Genomic DNA, 18,389 nt, shown 5'->3' on the forward strand with positions numbered 1-18,389 from the left:
GAGAGCGGAGAAAAATATGCGAGCGATTATTCTTGCCGCAGGCCTTGGCCTGCGTTTGCAGCAACCGCCCGAAGCACAATTCCCGAAGTGCCTGTTGCGCTTCGATGGCATCACCCTGCTGGAACGGCATCTACGCATGCTGGACGCGGCGGGCGTCACGGAGGTCGTGCTTGCCCTCGGTTTCCAGCCGGAACAGGTCAAGGCCGAACTCGACCGGCTCGGACGTTCGCCCCATCCCGAAATCGTTCTGAACCCGCGCTACGAACTCGGCAGCGTCCTGACCGTGCACACCGTCGCCGACGCGCTCACGCGCGGCGGCGACGTACTGCTGATGGACGCCGACGTGCTCTACGACGAGCGCATTCTCGCCGCGCTGGTTGCCGGCGACAGCGCCAACCGCCTGCTGATCGACCGCGACTTCGAAACCGGCGACGAGCCAGTCAAGCTTTGCCTGCGGGACGGCGTTCCAGTCGAGCTGCGCAAGCAGGTGGCGGTGGGCCTGGCATATGACACGATTGGCGAGTCGGTCGGGTTCTTCCGCTTCAGCGAGCAGACCGCACGCCGCCTGGCGCAGATCGTCGCGGGGTATGTCGAGCGCAACCAGGAGAAGATGCCGCACGAGGAAGCCGTGCGCGACCTGCTGCTGGAGGGCGGCCATGCATTCGAGATCGCAGACGTCACCGGTGCGCCCTGGCTCGAGATCGACTTCCCGGGCGACGTCGTGCGCGCCCGCGATGAAGTGTTGCCGCAACTCCGACGCGGTGTTACCTCGGGAGTCACGCCATGAACGCACGTGATCCGGCTTTGCCCGCTGCGTCGCGCAGCGCCGCGCTGCGCCAGTTGCTGGTGGGCAGCGAACTTGAATTCATGATGGAAGCCCACAACGGGCTCTCGGCCCGGATTGTGCGCGAAGCAGGCTTCAAGGCTATCTGGGCCTCCGGCCTGGCGATCTCGGCGCAATTCGGCGTGCGCGACAACAACGAGGCAAGCTGGACACAGGTGGTCGACACGCTCGAATTCATGGCCGACTCCAGCGGCTTGCCGATCCTGGTCGACGGCGATACCGGCTACGGCAACTTCAACAATGTGCGGCGCCTGGTGAGGAAGCTCGAACAGCGCGGCATCGCGGGTTTGTGCATCGAGGACAAGCAGTTCCCCAAGACCAACAGCTTTATCGACGGCGAACGCCAGCCGCTGGCCACGATCGACGAATTCTGCGGCAAGATCAAGGCCGGCAAGGATACGCAGACGGATGCCGATTTCTCGATTGTCGCGCGCGTAGAAGCACTGATCGCGGGCTGGGGCATGGACGAGGCCTTGCGCCGGGCCGAAGCCTATCGGCAGGCCGGTGCCGACGCGATCCTCATCCACAGCAAGCTGTCGCGGCCGGACGAGATCCTCGAGTTCGCACGCGAGTGGGCCGGCCGCGCTCCGCTGGTGATCGTGCCGACCAAGTACTACAGCACTCCCACCGACGTATTCCGCCAGGCCGGCATCAGCCTCGTGATCTGGGCCAACCATCTGATCCGCGCGGCGGCATCGTCGATGCAGGCGGTGGCCAGGGAGATCCATGACACCCAGACGCTGGTTCATGTGGAGGACCGCATCGCGCCGATGAGCGAGATCTTCCGCCTGCAGGATGCCGACGAGTATGCCGCCGCCGAACGGCTGTACCTGTCTGGCGCCGAGGCGCCCGGCGCGGCGGTTGTGCTGGCGGCGAGCCGCGGCGAAGGGCTTGACGCCCTGACCGCCGAGCGCCCCAAGGTCATGCTGCCGGTCGCGGGCAAGCCGCTGCTGCGCTGGCTGGTGGACGCCTTCAAGATGCAGGGCATCCACGACATCACCGTGGTCGGCGGCTATCGCGCCGATGCGATCCAGAGCACGGGTATCAAGCTCGTGCGCAACGAGCGCTACGCGAGTACCGGCGAACTGGCGTCGCTGGCGTGCGCGGCCGACGGCCTGCATACGGATACCGTGATCGCCTACGGTGACCTGCTCTTTCGCAGCTACTTCCTGCGCGACCTGTTCGAGAGCGAGTCCCGCTTCAGCGTGGTGGTCGACTCGTCGCAGACGCAACCGTCGAACCAGAGCGTACGCGATTTCGCCTACTGCTCCGCGCCCGACGACCGCGCCCTGTTCGGCCAGAAGGTCCTGCTGCGGCATGTTTCGAACCAGGGGAAGGAAGCGGCCGTCACCGGCGGGCAGGCGCCGCAGGGACGCTGGATCGGCCTGCTGTGCGTGCGCGGCGCCGGGCGTGAGGCCCTGCAGCAGGCACTTGCCGGCCTGCGTGCGCGGGCGGACTTCGACACGCTGGACATGCCTGACCTGCTCAACGCCCTGATCGGGGCTGGCGAGGAGATCGACGTGAAGTATGTGCATGGCCACTGGCGCAGCGTGAACGACCTGGAGGACTACCAGCGCGCGGGCGAGTTCGCGCATGCCCGGCTGCCGTTTGCCCAGGGCGCACCCGGCACACCCGGCACCGAGAAACGCCGATGATCGAAGCGGCTCAGTTTATCGAGGCGGCGCTGGCGCGTGGCTTCTCCTGGTATGCGGGGGTACCGTGCTCGTATCTCACCCCGTTTATCAATTGCGTGCTGCAGGATCCTTCGTTGCACTACGTCTCGTCGGCGAACGAGGGTGACGCGGTAGCGCTGATCGCGGGCGTGACGCTCGGGGCCAGAGGGGGCCAGCGCGGCATCACGATGATGCAGAACTCCGGCCTTGGCAATGCGGTAAGCCCGCTCACTTCGCTGACCTGGACGTTCCGCCTGCCGCAATTGCTGATCGTGACGTGGCGAGGGCAACCGGGCACCGCGGACGAGCCGCAGCACGCGTTGATGGGCCCGGTCACGCCTGCGATGCTCGACACCATGGAGATACCGTGGGAGCTGTTCCCGACTGACGCGGCCGCCATCGGCCCGGCGCTCGATCGCGCGCTGGCGCATATGGACGCGACCGGACGCCCTTACGCTTTGGTCATGCAAAAGGGCATTGTCGCGCCCTATGCGCTCAAGCCGCAGGATCGATCCGCGCCGCGTGCGCGATGCGCGGTGCGCACGCAATGGCGGGGAGGGGCGCCGGATGCGCTGCCTTCGCGGCGCGAGGCCTTGCAGCGCGTGATTGCACATACGCCGGCCGCTGCGACGGTGGTGCTGGCATCGACCGGTTTCTGCGGCCGCGAATTGTATGCGCTCGATGACCGGCCAAACCAGCTCTATATGGTGGGCTCGATGGGTTGCGTGGCGCCGTTGGCGCTTGGCCTCGCGCTGGTGCGCCCGGACCTGCATGTGGTCGCCATCGATGGCGACGGCGCTGCCCTGATGCGCATGGGAAACTTCGCCACGCTGGGCGCGTACGGTCCGTCGAACCTCACGCACGTGCTGCTCGACAACGGCGCACACGACTCGACCGGCGCACAGGCCACGGTGTCGCCCAATGTGTCATTCGCCGGCGTGGCGGCGGCTTGCGGCTATGCCTCGGCGGCCGAAGGCGACTGCCTCGAACTGCTTGACGAGGTGCTCGCGGCGGCTGTGCCGGGCGAGCCGGGCGCCGCTCCCGGATCGCGCTTCGTGCGGCTGGTGATACGCGCCGGCACGCCGGACGGCCTGCCCCGGCCCACCATCACCCCCGCGGAAGTGAAGTCCCGCCTCGCGCGCCACATCGGCGCTGATCACGGAGAGAACTGATGCTATTGCTCAACCCCGGCCCGGTGACCTTGTCCGAGCGCGTCCGCCGCAGCCTGCTGCAGCCCGACCTGTGCCATCGCGAAAGCGAATTCTTCGATTTGCAGGACGAGGCGCGCGCGCGGCTGCTCGGCGTCTACCGGCTGGACCCCACCGAGTGGGCCGCGATCTTGATGACCGGGTCAGGCACGGCAGCAGTAGAAAGCATGATTGCCGCGCTGGTGCCCGCGCGCGGCAAGCTGCTCATTGTCGAAAACGGCGTGTACGGCGAGCGCATTACGCAGATTGCGAGTCAATACCACATCGACCACGAGGTGATCAAGCATGACTGGATGCAGGCGCCCGACCTTGACCGGCTAGCCGCCATGCTCGACGCGGACCGGACCATCGGCCATGTGGCGGTGATCCACCATGAAACGACCACCGGGCGCTTGAACGACCTGCACGCGCTCGACGCCGTTTGCCGCCAGCGCGGCGCTCACCTGCTGGTCGACGCCGTCAGCAGCTTCGGGGCCGAGACCATCGACTTCAGCGGCAGCATTGCCGCCGTGGCCGCCACTGCCAACAAGTGCCTGCACGGCGTGCCGGGGGCCGCCTTCGTGATCGCGCGGCGTGACGCGCTGGCCCAGGCGGCAAGCCGGACCTACTACCTGGATCTTGGCCGGCTGGCACGCCTGCAGGATCAGCGCAACACCCCTTTCACGCCGTCCGTGCACGCCTACTACGCGCTCGTGGAAGCGCTGCGCGAACTCGACGACAGCGGCGGCCAGCACGCCAGGCACGCGCGCTATGCGGCCCTGGCCGAGCAAGTGCGCGCGGGACTTGCATTGCGCGGCATCGCGAGTGCGTTGCCGGCGGACCAGTCCTCCGTCGTCCTGCGCGCCTACCGTTTGCCGGCAAGCTTGTCGTACACGCAGCTGCACGACGGCCTGAAAGCGCTCGGCTTCGTGATCTATGCAGGGCAAGGGCAGCTGTCGGATGAACTGTTCCGGATCTCCACGATGGGAGATATTCACGCACACGACATCGAGCGCCTGCTGCAGGGGTTTGCGGCATTGATGACTTGATGACACTTCGGCTTGGCTGCCGGGGCCGCACGATTACCTCGACCGCAGGATTTGGCGCCGAACTGGAATGGCGCCCGCTGCTGGCCATGACGGCAATGTCGGGCATATCTGCATTATCACCTCGGCGCAAGCCGCAGCCGGCAGGCGGCCGCGCAACAGAGCCTAAAGTTGTCGGCACATATAGTGCGAGCGGGCGCCGAATCGACGGAGAAAATCCATTGACAACTGCATCTCCCGAACAACGGTGTCGGTAGGGGTCAGCGAGAAGCCGTATCGAGCGAAGAAGCCTGGATTCTCGTTGGTTAAAACGGTGGCCTTCGTACAGCCATTGGCCCGCGCTCTCGTCAGGAGCACGCTCACGAGATGGGTGGCGAGTCGGTGCCCGCGATAGCCGGGCAACACTGCAACCGTGTGAACGACGATGGTTTGAGAGCGCTGCTCGCCACAGGCGCAGCCGACAATACTGTCCTCGACGATTGCGACATGGTAAAGCGGAGTCGCATCCCTCGGCTCTGGAAGCGGCAGTCCACACGCTGCCAGCACTTGTCCAACTGCCTCCAGGTCCTCTGCATTCGCAGCACGGAGTCTGGCATTTCTTATCATTCTCGCTTCTCACGTCATGGCACCTCGCCACAACCATAGCCGCCCCTTCGCGACTCTCCGTGAGCAAGTACCCCGAAAACGGAGGACTATGCACGAAAGGGATTCATGGCGCCATCCCCCAAGTGAGCTAAGTCTCAGAGCCAAAGAAGCCATTGCGTGCATTCTCATTCACTCGGAAGTGATTTGATACAACAAAGTCGCGCGACATATCACATCGGACCAGACCCGGTGCCGGCCCCGCGGCGGCACCACCGGACAGAAGGGCAGGTGTTGCGCGCTAGCGCCACCCACGTGTTCGTATTCGCACTGAAGCACTTCCCGACCTAATATAGGCCATGCCATCGGCGGTACGGGGGGCTTACCGATGATGATCGATCCGCCAGTCTTGCCATGTTGACGCGCAGAGCTTTCCTGCTCGGGGGGGCAGGCGCTGCCGGTGCGCTGGTGATCGGATGGGCCTTGCTGCCGCCGCGCCAGCGCGTGGTGGGTGGCGAGCCGCTGGCGGTGCGCGACGGGCAGTTCGCGCTGAACGGCTGGGTCAAGGTGGCGTCCGACAACACCGTCACGGTGGTGATGAACAAGGCCGAGATGGGGCAGGGCGTGCATACCGGCGCGGCGATGCTGCTGGCCGAGGAGATGGAGGCAGACTGGTCGCAGATCCGCGTCGAGCCGTCGCCCATCGACAACCTGTACAACAACATCGAGGGCGTGGTCGCCAACCTGCCGTTCCGCCCCGACAACAATGGCTGGCCCAGGCGCGCCGCGGCATGGTTTACGCGCAAGGGCGTGCGCGAGGTGGGCATGATGTTCACCGGCGGCTCGACCAGCATCCGGGACCTGTGGAATCCGATGCGCGAGGCCGGCGCCGCCGCCCGCATGATGCTGTGCGCGGCAGCGGCGAAGCAGTGGAACGTCAAGGTCGAAGAGTGCCGCGCGCAGGCCGGCAAGGTGGTGCATCCGTCGGGACGCAGTGCCACGTTCGGTGAGCTGGCCGCGGCAGCCGCGCGTGAGGATGTGCCACGCAAGGTCGAGTTGAAGGAGCCAGGCAGCTACAGGCTCATCGGCACCCGCACGGCACGCCTTGATGCCGCTGCCAAGATCAACGGCACCGCGCGCTTCGGCATCGACGTGGTGGCGGACAAGATGGTCTACGCCAGCGTGCAGATGTGTCCGACGCTGGGCGGCAAGCTGCAGGGATCCCCGCCCGATGACGTGAAAAAGCTGCCCGGGGTGCTCGATCTCGTCGAGCTGCCGCCGTTCCCCGGCGGCAGCGGCGGCGTGGCAGTGATTGCCAGCGATGCGTGGATCGCCATGGAGGCGGTGGAAAAGGTCCAGTGCAAGTGGGACGCGGGCGAGGCGGGGAACCTGTCAAGCGCCGGCATCCGCGACACGCTGGTGAAGGCGCTCGATAGCTCCAACCCGCGCGTCTGGTACGAGCATGGCGACGGGCGCGCCATGAAGCAGGGCAAGCCCGCCATCCAGGTCGTGTACTCGGCGCCCTATCTCGCTCATGCCGCGCTGGAGCCGGTCAACTGCACGGTCCTGGTACAGGAGGACCACGCCATCGTGTGGGCCGCTACGCAGATGCCCGGGCTGGCCCGCCGCTGCGTGGCAAGGACACTGGGTCTGGACACGGACAAGGTAGAACTGCACGAGCAATCCATCGGGGGCGCATTCGGGCGCCGGCTCGAAGTCGATTTCATCTGCCAGGCGGCCGCCATCGCGGCGAAGCGCAAGGGCGTGCCGGTGCAGACGATCTGGTCGCGCCCCGAGGACATGCGGCATGACTTCTACCGTCCGGCCAGCGTGTCGCGCTTCGAGGCCTGGCTCGACGGGGACCGCAAGGTCATCGCCGTGCGCAATATGTCGGCCAGCCAGTCAGTGCTGGAGAGCACCGCGAAACGCAACTTCGGCCTGCCCGATATCTTCGTGTCACGGCTGGACAAGTCCACCGTGGAGGGCGCTTTCGACCAGGCCTATGACTGGCCGGAGGTGTGGGTGGGGCACCGGACCGTGGATCTCCCCATCCCGGTGGGCTACTGGCGCTCGGTGGGACACTCGCACCACGCCTTCTTTATGGAGAGTTTTGTCGACGAGCTGGCGGTGGCGGCCAGCAAGGACCCGCTCGACTACCGCATGAGCCTGCTCAAGGATGATCGGCAGCGCGCGGTGCTGGAGCAGGCAGGAAAGATGTCTGGCTGGGGCCAGCCTTTGCGCAAGAAGCCTGGCGTGGCAAAGGTGGGGCGCGGGGTGGCGTTGCACGAATCGTTCGGCAGCGTGGTGGCGCAGGTCGCCGAGGTGTCGGTGGACAACGCGGGGCAGGTGCGCGTGGAGCGCGTTTTTTGCGCCATCGATTGCGGCATGCCGGTCAACCCGACCCTGATCGAGCAGCAGGTCGAGGGCGGCATTGTGTTCGGGCTGTCGGCGGCGCTGTGGCAGAAGATCACGCTGGAGCAAGGCAAGGTCAAGGAGGACTACTACACCGCCTTTCCTGCCATGCGCCTGCGGGACTGCCCCGAGATCCAGGTACACGTGATGCCATCGACGGCAACGCCACAGGGCGTGGGCGAGTCCACCACGCCGCCGATCGCGCCGGCGGTGGCGAACGCCTTGTTCAATGCCACCGGCGAGCGCTTGCGCGACCTGCCGCTGCTGAAGACCCTGCCGCCTTCCGGAGCCTGCGATGTCAGACCGTCAGCTCAGTGTCAACGGTAAAAACGTCGAAATCCACGCCGACGGATGCACGCCGCTGTTGTGGGTGCTTCGCTGCGAGCTCAAGCTGACGGGCACCAAGTTCGGGTGCGGCGTGGGCGTGTGCGGCGCCTGCGCGGTGCATGTCGACGGCAAGATGCTGTTGTCGTGCCAGCACCAGGTGAGCGAGATGGAGGGCAAGAAGATCGTCACCATCGAAGGACTTGACGGCCCCGAGCCGAATGCCCTGCGGGCGGCCTGGCAGAAGCACGAGGTCGTGCAGTGTGGCTACTGCCAGAGCGCGCAACTGATGGCGGCGAGCGCGCTGCTCAAGCGCACGCGGAATCCGAAGGAGACGGAGATTGTCGACCAGATGAGCTGCGTGATCTGCCGGTGCGGCACGTATACGCGGATCAGGCGGGCGATTGCGGAAGCGGTGGGGATGCTGACGGGGTGAGGGCACCGACGCGCGCGCCCCGGCCATCAGGCGAGCTTTGAAGTCTCAGGGGGAAGGCAATGAAGGATTCGGGGGCCGCGGCGACCGGGCGCGTGGAGCTCTACACGCAACGAACCATGGTGAACTGGCTGAGCCCGCTGCAGCTTCCGTTCACCGCCATGCGCGTTGCCGTGGCGATGGCTGTCGGCGCCTTTGCGGACCAGCGCATGGTGCAGGCCGCGCTCTCCACGCTGAATCCGAATCCGCCGCTGCCGGTACCGGCTGACGAACAGGGCGGTGTCTGGGTCGACTATATGGCAGACACGGGCGACGGCTGGGACTCGACCTACTCCATGGCATTGTGCGTCAGCCACGCGGTGACGCTGCGCGACCAGGGCGTGACGCTGCCGCGCTCAAAGGTGCTGTTGCTGGGTGGCGACCAGGTGTATCCGACGCCTGCCCATGACGGCTATCGGAGCCGCTTCGTCGATCCCTTTCGTGCTGCGTTCCCGGCGCCGGTCGAGGCCACGCGCCCCGCATACAGCGACCAGCCGGTCAAGTTGCCGGATGCGCCGTGGATGATTGCCACGCCTGGCAATCACGACTGGTACGACGGCCTGCGTGGCTTCGCCCGCCTGTTCTGCAGTGGCAAGCCCGTGGGCGGCTGGGAGACACGCCAGCGCACCGGCTATTACGCCTTGCAGTTGCCCGGCGGCTGGTGGATCTGGGGCCTGGACCTGCAACTGGAGTCCGAAATCGACCGGCCGCAGCGCGAGTATTTCCAGAAGTTGTACACGCAGCTGCAGCCCGGCGACCGCGTGGTATTGTGCGCGCCCGAGGCGAGCTGGGTTGACGAGATGGACCGCGTGCGCCGCGGGGAAAAGCGCGCCGTGCCGTCGATCGAAACCAAGACGCCGCGCTTTAGAAGCCTGAGCGAGATCGAGGGCGTGCTGGGCGACCGGCTCGCACTGGTGCTGGCCGGCAACTCGCACCATTACGCGCACTACGTGCCGCGAGCAGGCACGGCGGGGCCGCATCGGATCACCTGTGGAGGCGGCGGCGCGTTTCTTCACGGCACGCATCTGCTGCCGGATCCGCCGCGGCCCATCGTCGTGGGTCCGGCGAGGCAGCACTACGAGCTGAAGTCCGCATATCCGGAAAAGGCGACGTCCCGGCAATTGCGCAATCGCGCGTGGCAACTTCCTGCGCGCAATCTCTCGTTCTGTGCGCTGGTGGCGATCCTGTACCTGCTGTTCGACTGGATCGTCCAAAGCGCGAGCCTGGTACCAGTGCCCGGGCGCGAGCATCGCAACTTCATCCAAGGGCTGGCCGACCTCGAAGTGACATTCGGGAATATGTGCGAGGTGTATCACGAACTGTTCCGGATCATGGCGCACAGTCCGGCGTCAGTGGTGTTCGCCGCGGGCATTGTCTTTTGTTGTGGTGCGCTGTCGACCCGGGATGTCAGGCGCGGCGTCGGGCTGGCCTGGGTTGTCGGCGCCTGCCACGGCCTGCTGCACCTGGCGCTGGCTGTCGCCGTGCTATGGCTCATCACGCGTTTCAACGTCCATGGCTTTGGCGCGCACAATGCGACGCCGATCCTGCTGTTCCTCGTCGAGGCCATGCTGCTGGGCGGTGTCCTCGGCGGCCTGCTGTTTGGCGTGTGGATGGTGATGGGCAACGCGCTGTGGCGCCTGCATCCCGAGGAGGTGTTCTCATCGCAGCGCATCGCCGACTACAAGTGCTTCCTGCGGATGCGGTTCGAGCATGGGCAATTGACGATCTACCCGCTCAAGCTGGAGAAGGTGTGCAGAGACTGGAAGCTGGGCGAGGGCGTCCGCCAGATGACGAAGGTCCGCGGCAGCTGGCGCGTACGCGCCCAGCCCGGCGCAACCGGTCCCCGCTTCGTGCCGGCTGACGGCCAGGTATCGCCGACGGAAGCGGTGCGGATGATTGAGGAGAAGGCGATCATCATCCAGCGGTAAGCATCCCAACGACAGGGGGCGTCATGATGAGCAATACGCTTGCCTACGATGTCGTCGTCATCGGCAGCGGCTTCGGTGGCGCGGTCTCGGCCTGCAGGCTGGCGCAGGCCGGCCGCAAGGTTCTGGTGCTGGAGCGCGGAAGGCGCTGGAGCCCGGCGACTTTCCCGCGCGACGAAAATGATGCCTGGTTGTGGAACCAGGAACGCGCGCACCGCTTCAATGGCTGGGCTGATATCCGGACATTCTCCGACGTATGGGTCATCGCCGGGGCCGGAGTCGGTGGCGGCTCGCTGATCTACGCCAACGTCTCGGTGGAAGCCAGGCCGGAAGCGTTCGAGCACGGCTGGCCGAAAGAGGTGACCTATGCCGGCCTGCAGGCCCACTATGCGGAGGTAGGACGCATGCTCGCCGTGAGCGAAGTGCCGGACATGCAGGAGAGCGAGCGAACCAGGCTGCTGCGCGAGGGGGCGCAAGCATGCGGATGGGGCGGGCGCTTTCGCAAGCTGCCGCTGGCCGTGACGTTTTCCGAGCATTGGGACCCCACACGGCAAGACGCCCGCGATGACCGGCATTCGGTGAAATTCCTGAACCAGCACGGCAGGTGGCAGGGCACTTGCGTGCATTGCGGCAACTGCGACGTCGGGTGCCAGGTATCGGCCAGGAATACGCTGGACCTGAATTACCTGGCAGTGGCTGAAGACAACGGTGCCGAGATTCGTCCCTTGCACCTGATCGACAGGCTGGAGCCGCTGCAGCAGGGCTGGCGGGTGCGCTTCAGGAAAATCGACCCGGAAGGACAGACGACGAGCCCTGGCGAAGTCACGGCCGCCAGGGTAATACTGGCCGCCGGTTCCATCGGCAGCACCGAACTACTGTTGCGCTGCCGGGATGAACATCGCACGCTGCCCGGGCTTTCACCGCGGTTGGGATATGGCTGGGCCCACAATGGCGACTTCGTGACGCCAGCCTTCTATGGCAACAGGAAGATTTCTCCTGCTCATGGCGTAACCATCTCCGCCGCGATCGACCTGCTGGACCACAGCGGCCCGAACGGGCAGGCGCTTTTCGTCGAGGATGGCGGCATCCCGAACCTCGCAGGCAACTTTATTCGGCGCCATATGAAGCGAACCCGTTCCCGCAAGCTGCGCGCGGTGTTGAAGGACGTGGGTGCGCTGTTTGACGACGGCGATCCGGTCGAGGGGATGATGCCGTGGTTCGGCCAGGGCGTGGACCCAGGCGACGGCCAGCTCAGGCTGGGCCGCAAGTGGTACGCACCGTGGCGTCGGGTGCTGCAGCTTGACTGGTCCTATCAGGCATCGGTGGCCGTCATCGAGGCCATGATCGCCGCGCACACGCGGCTCTCGGAAGCGACCGGCGGGGACCCGTGGGTGCCGCTCACCTGGCGGCGATGGCATAACCTGATCACACCGCACCCGCTGGGAGGCTGCAACATGGGGACCTCCGCTGCCGACGGTGTCGTCGATGCAGCGGGCCGGGTATTCGGCTACAAGGGGCTCTATGTCATGGACGGTGCGATCGTCCCGCGCCCGCTCGGCCTGAACCCTTCGCGCACCATCGCTGCGCTCGCGGAGCGTAATGTGGCGATGCTCTTGCGCGAGCAAGATTGATGCGGGGGCCGGGCCATAGTTGACCACAGTGTAGACCTTGTGACCATTTCTACGCGCACATTCAAGCGCATGTTCGGCGTGCTTGCCGGCGGGGTCAGCGTCCAGCGCGTCTAGGCGAACGTTAGCCGTTTCGGGACGCCAGTGTGCCGGCACCGACGACGGGCGGCCTGAAGAGATGCGCCGGGGGCAGTGGCCAGAAGTATCCGCCGTACCCGCCTAGCGTCCCGACGGGCGCAATGCTCGCATCCCGGCCTTCACCACGGTCACCGCCGCCAGCACCAGCGCACCGGCGACGATGCCGGCAACGCCGTCCAGCACCAACGGGGCCAGCACCGACAGGACACCGCCGATCGCCGGCACGCCTGCCGCCACCTGTGCCGCCGCGTCCAGCACGTGGTGCATCGCCGGGATGCCGTGCATCAGGATGCCGCCGCCCACCAGGAACATCGCCGCCGTTCCGGCCAGCGACAAGGCTTTCATCAGCCAGGGTGCAAGCCGCAGCAAACCTCGGCCCAGCCAGCGGAAGCCGGCCGACGGGCGCCGGCTCAGGTACAGGCCCGCGTCATCGAGCTTCACGATGCCGGCCACCAGGCCATAGACGCCGACCGTCATGATGGCCGCGATCGCGCACAACACCGCCAGCCGCTGGCCGAAAGGTGCGTCGGCGACGGTGCCTAGCGAAATGACGATGATTTCGGCCGAAAGTATGAAGTCCGTGCGGATCGCACCCTTGATTTTCTCTTTCTCGAATGCCACCACGTCGACCGCGGGATTCGACATGACATGAACTTCACGGGCGTGATGTGCCGCGTCCTCCGCATCGCTATGCAAGAACCGGTGTGCCAGTTTTTCAAAGCCTTCATAGCAAAGAAACGCGCCGCCCACCATCAGCAGCGGCACGACGGCCCACGGCAACCAGGTGCTGATGGCCAGCGCCGCGGGGACCAGGATCACTTTGTTGCGAAGCGACCCCAGCGCGACGGCCCAGACCACCGGCAATTCCCGATCCGCCTTGACGCCGCTGACCTGCTGCGCATTGAGCGCCAGGTCGTCGCCCAGCACCCCTGCGGTCTTTTTCGCCGCCACTTTGCTCATCGCGGCGACATCGTCAAGGATGGTTGCGATGTCGTCGATCAGTACCAGCAAGCTCGAACCGGCCATGTCAGGACCTCCGCGCGCGGCAATGGCCTCGCGCATGCAGGCAATATGTCATTGTTCATGCTCCTCGATGTCGTCCCTGACCAAGCAGGTTCCGTACCGCTTATGCCGGCAGCTCGTTGACAGCGGCTCAGCCGTCCATGCCCCGCGCAGTAAAGGCTACACGAGCGACTGGCCCCGCTGTTCTTGGTGTTGCAACCGTGATTCGCTCAGGCTTGCGCGGGACTGCGCCGGCTCAGCCCGGCAGCGGATTTGCGAGAAAGAACCGCAGCATTTCCGCACTGGCATCCGGACCCTTCGGATCGGTATAGCTGCCCTGGGGGCTTCCGCCCGCCCAGGCGTGCCCGGCGCCATGGATGATCCAGTATTCAACATTGACGCCAGCGGGCGTGGTGATTCTGTGCCGCGTGTAGTCATGGCCCCCGGCGACGTTCCTGCGTTCCGTCAGCTGGCGCGCGTGATCGCTCTTGAACGGCGCAACAAGACGGTCGCCGTTGGACGGATGCACCGTATGGTCCGCATCGCCGTGGAACACAATGATGGGCCGCCCGGTGGAGGCGGGCGGCACCGCGCCTGACCTGGACCGGCCGAGCCCTTTGCCACCCTTCATCGCGCCCAGCGCCGAAGGCAAGTCGTGCGCGGACCCGGCGGGCAGGCCGGAATGCACGCCGGCCGCTGCAAACAATTCCGGATAGCGCTGGATCAGCACCGCGGCCATCGCGCCGCCGGCGGACAGGCCGGCAACGTAGACGCGCCTTGCGTCAATGCCGTGGCTGGCGATCACCTCGCGCGCCATGCCAGCAATGATCGACGGCTCTCCCTTGCCGGCCTGCTGGTCGCCGGGCCGGAACCAGTTCCAGCATTTCGACGGATTGTCCCCGGCGGCCTGGATCGGATACAGCACCACAAAGCCGAGCATGTCGGCAAGGGCGTTCATCTGGGTGCCGGCCGCGAAATCGTCGGCATCCTGCGTGCAACCGTGCAGCATCACGACCAGCGGCATCGGCTCGACACGACGGCCAGCGGGAACATAAAGCTTGTACGCGCGGGATCCCGCCCGGTTCACGAACGTGCGCTGGCTGAAATGGCTGACATCCTGCGGGGACGCTTGTTTGCCGTCGGGGCGTAGCGAGTGGGTGCCGCGCGCAGATGCCGGGGGCGCTGCGTTGGCGGCGCTGCCGGCGACATCGGCCGGGCGGGCCTGCGCGCGGGCATCGGTGAGCAGGCGTTCGACCACCTGTGCGGGCATGGGAGCGGAGGGGGAGGCCGGAGCGACCGCCGCGCCCATCGACGCTTGCTCGCGCAGTGCACGCTGGATAGCCTCGGTGGCCTCAAGCGGACCCGCCGTCTGCAGCAAGTGCATGGCTTCTCGCATCGAAGCGAGGAAGGCGTCATTCATTTTCATACTTGTTTCCAGGCAAACCTGGCGAGCCAGGGCGCGGCGACATTGCCGCGGTGCTACCGCGCAGTACTACCGTATTCGCCCGGCGAGCGCGGCCTTGACTGCCGCGGGGGCATGAAAGGCGCCGAGCACCACGACCGACTCAATCGTTGCCAGCGCCAGTTCCGGACTGACATCCGAGGCAATGCTCGCCAGGCCAAGGACATGGATGTCGAGCTTCTCGTTGGCCGCGCGCGCCGCCTCCAGGTCGCGGCGGGTGAAATGCTGGAGCCCGAGGACAAGGGCCCGGCGCGTCACCGTTTCCTGTATGGCCTGAGCGTGCGTCGCCAATTGGTTGCGAATGGCGGTCCGGATCAGGTCAGTGCGATTCGAATAAAAGCCTTCTTCGACCAGCAGGTCGATCTGCCCCAGGTCCACCGGGCCGAGATTGATCGTGATTTTTTCCGTGTCACCGGGCTTTGGTTTGCTCATCGGGTTTGTTGTTGCCTATAGGCGCCGGAATATGTGTCATTTGCGGCACAAAAGCTAGCGAACCATCCGAGCACCATCCGTATACCATCCATATGGATGGTTAATTTATAAAGGCTGGGAGAAAGCAGGTCAAGGGGTGACCTGAAAGATTGCCCATCCATCGCGGCAACTGGCGCTTCGGCTCCACGTCGTGCGCTGCAGGCAGCGGGGGCACAGCACGCGATACCACGCGGGCGGTCAGGCGTCGGCGGGAGACGTTGGCACGGCCGGCGGATCGCCGCTTACCAGTTGCGATCGGTTTATCGAACTAGTGCCAGGCACGCCAGGAGCGCGCCAAGCATTGGATCGACGGCATGCCAAGTGCCATTCGCATAATGGAGACAGAAAGGAGCGGCATGACCAGCGCGGACAACCGCGGACAACAACAGCCGGGGGCGGCTGAGGTCATTTCGCTTCCACGAGCTTGAGGCAGTAATGGTTCGACGGCAGCGCGCGAAGGCGTTGTTCTGGCTGGCGAATTCCCTCGCGCTGTACCTTGTGTTTCGTGAACCGGGCGTGTCAGCAGTTATGCAGCAGGCGGCAGGGCACTATCACTGCTGCTGCTTGCCTCCTTTGATGTTGCCCGCTACGCCGCCGGCCACGGCGCCGATCGCCGCGCCAGTCCAGCCGCTTCCTCCCGCGATGGCCGCGATGCCTGCACCGGCCGCGGCGCCGAGGGCAGCACCGCTCACGGTGCCTTGCTGCTGCGGTGTCATATTCGTGCATCCGGCAGCGCCGGCAACGACCAATGCAACGCCAATCAGATTGAGTCTTTTCATGGTGTCACCTTACTTCTTGCCCTGCAGGCCGGGAACAACCATTTCGAACCAGATCGTTTCAATGACCGGCCGCTGCAACTGGTCGGGATGTGCCGCGTACCAGCGATCCAGGCCCTGGCGCACTGAGTCGAGCGAATGGCCTCTGAGCCCTTTCGCAAAGCGCGGAACAATGCTCGCGGAGTCAGGCGGCGGCTTGCCCTCGTGATAAGCGATATCCACCTGCACCAGGTTGGCAATGCCTACGAGGTAGGCCTTTTTTGTCTGTTCGGAGGAATCCGTCCACTGCTTGCCGGTGATCAGCGGCACTTCATCGGCGCGGGAGCCGGTGGCCAGGGACAACGTCATAAGTGTCGCAGCAGTCACTGCGATTCGGATGAGCGATCTCGCCATTGCGGTCTCCCTCAGCGGTTGCGGTTGCCTTGCGGGTCCGATGCGCTTTTTATCTTAGTATCGATCCGGTCATGCGGGACCACTGTGGGCGGGAGATACGGCCCGAATTCTCCCGCTCCGTCATCCTATGCGCCTAAAAAGAAGCTGTAGCGCTTTCAGTTCCAGATCGGATCTTCCTTCTGCATCTGGTCCTTGGTTTTTTTCATCCAGTAGGCACCGATCTGGCGCTCAGTGACATAACCCTGTTTTTTTACGTCGATCTTGTCGAAGTTTTCGTAGACCTTTGGCATACCCGCCTGAGCTTCGTCACGAGTCAGCTTGCCATTATGGTTGGCATCGGCCGCCTTGAAGCGCTCGGCAATCAAGGCCTTGGCCTGGGCCGTAGTCGGAGGCGCTGCCGGAACTTCGGATGGCGCCGCCGCCGGTTGGGATCCCGAGGCCGGCTGGGCGGCCGCTCCTATCGAAGTCAGTGCCATCAGGACTGCGAAACCAAATGCGGGAAATTTGCATACGGACATGTCGCTCTCCTCGATACGTTATGTGTTTGGATTTAAGACACCAAAACGACTTCTGATCAAACTCCGGTGAGCCTTGGCTCACCAGCATTCTAGGCGCTCCGCACGGAGAGCGCTTTGCTCGCGACTGTTGCAATCGGCCGACACTGTTTTTCCGTTTCGAGCGTAACCAGTCATCGGATGTTGGCGGAGAACGAACTGCGCTCCTATGCTCGAACAGATTGCCTGGCAGACATGCTGCAAGGTCAGCCATGCAACGAACGAAGCCGTGGTTGAACCACCAAGAGAAAAGAACGAGAGGAGAGCGGGCATGGCACTGAAAAGAATAGCCCTGGCGTCACTGCTGGGATGGCCGCTGGCAACCCTTGCGCAGTCAAGCGTCACGCTGTACGGCGTGATCGACGCCAACGTGGAATACGTCAACCACGCGGGCGTCGTGCCGACAGCCGCCAACGGATTTAATCCGGGACCGGGCAACGATGCTTACCGACTGACTTCGGGAGGGCTTTCCGGCTCCCGCTGGGGCCTGCGTGGCAACGAGGACCTGGGTGGCGGTATCAAGGCCATTTTTGTGCTGGAAAGCGGCTTCGGCATCGACAACGGCTTGTCGCAGCAAAGCGGCCGTCTGTTCGGCCGCCAGGCGTACGTCGGCGTCCAAAGCAACCGTTTCGGCCAGATCAGCCTTGGCCGGCAATACACCTCGATGTTCGAGGCCCTGGCCAACTTCTCTCCGACCGCCTATGCCACGCAGTATGAGCCGGTCGTCATGCAGTCCGGCCCCAACTACCGCGCGGACAACACCGTCAAGTACTCCGGCAAGTTCGGGGGACTGACGGCGCTGGCGCATTGGTCCTTCGGCGTCGGGGTCGCCTTGCCCGCCTCGGTAGGATTTCCCATTCCGATCGGCGGCAATGGGGAAGTCCCGGGGCAGTTCCGACGCGACACCGCCTATGGCGGGGCGCTGGCTTACACGTTCGGCCCGTTCGCAGCGACAGCCGGCTATGACCAGTGGAATCCCACCATCGGCACCGGCACCGGCACCGTCAAGAAGGCGGTGGTAGGCGCCAGCTATGCCTTAGGCCCGGCCAAGATCATGGGCGGCTACCGTTGGGGCCAGAACAGGAATGCGGCCGATGCCCTGATCCAGCGCGATGACTTCTACTGGATCGGCGCCAACTACCAGGTCACGCCGGCGCTCGCGCTCACGCTCGAGTACAACTACGACGATCTCAAGAACCTTTACGGCAACACGAGCGTGGCCAATCCGTGGCAGGTCTCCTTCGTGGCCGACTACTCGTTGTCCAAGCGTACCGATGTCTACGTGACCACTGCCTATGCCAAGAACGCCGGGCTGATGCTCGATTCACTGGCGACCGTCTTTGCCAACAGTCTGTCGCTGGGTAACAGCTATGTCCTGGGCAACGGGCAGAGCAACATGTTTGGCATTGCCTTGGGAGTCCGGCACAAATTCTGAGCCGCCTCGCAATCATCGCCTTGTTCCTGCACTCGCGCTGAAACATTCCGGAGGGCCACGTGTTA

Annotated in this window: 16 protein-coding genes; 9 read left to right on the plus strand and 7 right to left on the minus strand. The window is 65.0% G+C overall.

The genetic code is table 11. The features are described from left to right. The first annotated feature begins 16 nt into the window (after positions 1 to 16). From AC5WJ1_RS07955 to AC5WJ1_RS07970, 4 genes are read left to right on the plus strand one after another with little or no spacing between them, the layout of a single operon-like run. Positions 17 to 787, plus strand: coding sequence for a phosphocholine cytidylyltransferase family protein (locus AC5WJ1_RS07955; protein WP_494476534.1), 771 nt, complete (start codon positions 17 to 19; stop codon positions 785 to 787). Continuing rightward, positions 784 to 2,499: a phosphoenolpyruvate mutase gene (aepX, locus tag AC5WJ1_RS07960; RefSeq protein WP_195432300.1), complete on the plus strand. Its 1,716-nt coding sequence runs from the start codon at positions 784 to 786 to the stop codon at positions 2,497 to 2,499. Before AC5WJ1_RS07955 ends, aepX begins: the two co-directional genes overlap by 4 nt. Beyond that, entirely contained in the window at positions 2,496 to 3,689 is a 1,194-nt protein-coding gene (gene aepY / locus AC5WJ1_RS07965; RefSeq protein ID WP_135705222.1) for a phosphonopyruvate decarboxylase, read from the plus strand. Before aepX ends, aepY begins: the two co-directional genes overlap by 4 nt. Further along, positions 3,689 to 4,753, plus strand: a complete 1,065-nt coding sequence (locus AC5WJ1_RS07970) for a 2-aminoethylphosphonate aminotransferase (protein ID WP_494476505.1) — start codon at positions 3,689 to 3,691, stop codon at positions 4,751 to 4,753. The genes aepY and AC5WJ1_RS07970 overlap by 1 nt, the downstream gene beginning before the upstream one ends. Positions 4,754 to 4,915: 162 nt before the next feature. Here AC5WJ1_RS07970 and AC5WJ1_RS07975 read toward each other — a convergent pair whose 3' ends face one another. After that, complete coding sequence (locus tag AC5WJ1_RS07975; protein WP_133097299.1) at positions 4,916 to 5,356, minus strand: GNAT family N-acetyltransferase; 441 nt, start codon at positions 5,354 to 5,356, stop codon at positions 4,916 to 4,918. 390 nt (positions 5,357 to 5,746) lie between these two features. Between AC5WJ1_RS07975 and AC5WJ1_RS07980 the strand changes: the two genes are divergently transcribed. Genes AC5WJ1_RS07980 through AC5WJ1_RS07995 form a run of 4 tightly spaced genes read left to right on the plus strand, consistent with a single transcriptional unit; the run spans position 5,747 to position 12,096 of the window. Next, positions 5,747 to 8,071, plus strand: a complete 2,325-nt coding sequence (locus AC5WJ1_RS07980; RefSeq protein ID WP_494476506.1) for a xanthine dehydrogenase family protein molybdopterin-binding subunit — start codon at positions 5,747 to 5,749, stop codon at positions 8,069 to 8,071. Next, positions 8,040 to 8,504, plus strand: coding sequence for a (2Fe-2S)-binding protein (locus tag AC5WJ1_RS07985; RefSeq protein ID WP_135705225.1), 465 nt, complete (start codon positions 8,040 to 8,042; stop codon positions 8,502 to 8,504). The genes AC5WJ1_RS07980 and AC5WJ1_RS07985 overlap by 32 nt, the downstream gene beginning before the upstream one ends. Positions 8,505 to 8,563: 59 nt before the next feature. After that, positions 8,564 to 10,468 (plus strand): preprotein translocase subunit YajC, encoded by a 1,905-nt coding sequence (locus AC5WJ1_RS07990; protein ID WP_240745969.1) that lies wholly within the window; start codon positions 8,564 to 8,566, stop codon positions 10,466 to 10,468. Between the two features lie 23 nt (positions 10,469 to 10,491). After that, positions 10,492 to 12,096 (plus strand): GMC oxidoreductase, encoded by a 1,605-nt coding sequence (locus AC5WJ1_RS07995; RefSeq protein ID WP_494476507.1) that lies wholly within the window; start codon positions 10,492 to 10,494, stop codon positions 12,094 to 12,096. A 216-nt stretch (positions 12,097 to 12,312) separates the two neighbouring features. On the opposite strand, the gene AC5WJ1_RS08000 is transcribed toward AC5WJ1_RS07995, so the two are convergent. The 6 genes from AC5WJ1_RS08000 to AC5WJ1_RS08025 form a co-directional block, all read right to left on the minus strand. Beyond that, complete coding sequence (locus AC5WJ1_RS08000; protein ID WP_135705227.1) at positions 12,313 to 13,257, minus strand: DUF808 domain-containing protein; 945 nt, start codon at positions 13,255 to 13,257, stop codon at positions 12,313 to 12,315. A 232-nt stretch (positions 13,258 to 13,489) separates the two neighbouring features. After that, on the minus strand, positions 13,490 to 14,659 hold the full coding sequence (locus AC5WJ1_RS08005) for an extracellular catalytic domain type 1 short-chain-length polyhydroxyalkanoate depolymerase (RefSeq protein ID WP_135705228.1): 1,170 nt from the start codon (positions 14,657 to 14,659) through the stop codon (positions 13,490 to 13,492). A gap of 66 nt (positions 14,660 to 14,725) precedes the next feature. Then, positions 14,726 to 15,127: a CopG family transcriptional regulator gene (locus AC5WJ1_RS08010; protein ID WP_494476508.1), complete on the minus strand. Its 402-nt coding sequence runs from the start codon at positions 15,125 to 15,127 to the stop codon at positions 14,726 to 14,728. A 590-nt stretch (positions 15,128 to 15,717) separates the two neighbouring features. Beyond that, positions 15,718 to 15,945, minus strand: a complete 228-nt coding sequence (locus tag AC5WJ1_RS08015; RefSeq protein WP_133097290.1) for a YMGG-like glycine zipper-containing protein — start codon at positions 15,943 to 15,945, stop codon at positions 15,718 to 15,720. Positions 15,946 to 15,954: 9 nt separating this feature from the next. Then, complete coding sequence (locus tag AC5WJ1_RS08020; RefSeq protein ID WP_243737022.1) at positions 15,955 to 16,290, minus strand: hypothetical protein; 336 nt, start codon at positions 16,288 to 16,290, stop codon at positions 15,955 to 15,957. A gap of 200 nt (positions 16,291 to 16,490) precedes the next feature. Beyond that, positions 16,491 to 16,853, minus strand: a complete 363-nt coding sequence (locus AC5WJ1_RS08025; RefSeq protein ID WP_135705229.1) for a CREC-EF hand family protein — start codon at positions 16,851 to 16,853, stop codon at positions 16,491 to 16,493. A 307-nt stretch (positions 16,854 to 17,160) separates the two neighbouring features. Here AC5WJ1_RS08025 and AC5WJ1_RS08030 point away from each other — a divergent pair, with 307 nt between their 5' ends. Further along, positions 17,161 to 18,324: a porin gene (locus AC5WJ1_RS08030; RefSeq protein ID WP_133097318.1), complete on the plus strand. Its 1,164-nt coding sequence runs from the start codon at positions 17,161 to 17,163 to the stop codon at positions 18,322 to 18,324. Positions 18,325 to 18,389 lie beyond the last annotated feature (65 nt).

This window comes from Cupriavidus sp. MEYA8 (assembly GCF_059278825.1).